1 protein-coding gene is annotated in these 1,293 nt (G+C 62.0%); it reads right to left on the reverse strand.

All coding sequences use genetic code 11. The features are described from left to right. Nucleotides 1-102 precede the first annotated feature (102 nt). Nucleotides 103-1,107, reverse strand: a complete 1,005-nt coding sequence (locus tag BSP109_RS18045) for a site-specific integrase (RefSeq protein ID WP_101602061.1) — start codon at nt 1,105-1,107, stop codon at nt 103-105. Nucleotides 1,108-1,293: the final 186 nt, after the last annotated feature.

The raw sequence follows: 1,293 nt of genomic DNA on the forward strand, positions 1-1,293 counted from the left end.
GCCGACTCACGTCCGTCGAGACCACCGGAGGCGAGGTGAGCACCGACCCCGACCACGCCCTCGAACTCAGCGCCTGAGACCCCTCAGCGAAGGATCCAACCGTTACACCACTACACGGGACTTGACCTGTCCAAGTAGGCGAGCGACCGCCACCACGGAGGCTCCCGCTGCAATCGCCAAGCTCGCTGCCGTATCGCGAAGATTGTGAGGCGTGATCTCTAGGCCAAGAGAACTACATGCCGGATCGAACACACGCCGACGCCAGTTCGAGTTGCGAAGTGCCGTCCCCGTCGATGAAGCAAACAGCAGCTCGCTCCCACCTTTAGTAGCAGCCCACGCGGTCAGCTCCCGATTTACGGTCGCTGGAAGCGGAACGTCTCTGGCTTCCCAATCCTTCAGGGAGGACCGGACCGGCTTGTTCGTCTCAGCCATGGCGTGTGTCAGTCGGAGGCCACCTGGCCGGAGGCTCTGAAGGGTGAGCGCGGTAGCTTCACCCCAGCGCAATCCTCCATACGCCATGACCAAGATGAGTAGCCGGTCCCGAGCTGTCTCTGACGCTTCAGCGAGTTTCCATACTTGCGTATGGGTCAACGGACGGGGTTCATTTCGCTGAGTCCTAGGCAGCTTGATGCCCACCGTTGGGTTGCGTGCCACTCGGCCATCACGAACGGCCATGGAGTATGCCTGCCGTACGACTCCTAGTGCTTGGCGAGCAGTCGAAGGCGACCGCTGAGCGGCGAGCGTCTGGGCCCACTCTGCGACTTCACTCGGTGCCACACTTGTCAGTGGCCGACGGCCAAAATTCGGGACCACGTGATTCTTGATCAGACCCTCGATGCGGAGAGTGCTCGTTCGCTTCGTCTGTCTCCGGGCTGTCATCCACACGTCCAGCCACTCACGTACGGTGATCGAGCCCGCAGCGGGGCTAATCCACGTTCCGCTCGCTAGTGCGTCAGATTGTTGGCGCTCCCACGCTCGAGCGTCAGTCAGTCTCCGGAACGTACGCGATCCCACATAGCGTGAGCGATGGTAGACCCTCACACGGTACGTGCCGTTCTCACGCTTCTCGATCACGGCTACGACCTCGGCAGGATGTGCACAGCGCACTCAGCAACGTCGCGAATCAGCTGTTGTGCCCGAGACTCTTCTCGTCCGCCGTTCTCAAGTGGCGCGTAGCGTCGGTTGGTACGGATAGTCCACGTACCTGGTACTGGTGCTCGGTGGGAGTGGTACTGGCCCCGAGCGTGTGCTCGGGGCCGGCACCTGTCGTCCTGGCGGCTACTCCCAGTAGCC

Origin of the sequence: Brevibacterium sp. Mu109, from assembly GCF_900169375.1 — a bacterium.
GTDB classification, from domain to species: domain Bacteria; phylum Actinomycetota; class Actinomycetes; order Actinomycetales; family Brevibacteriaceae; genus Brevibacterium; species Brevibacterium yomogidense_A.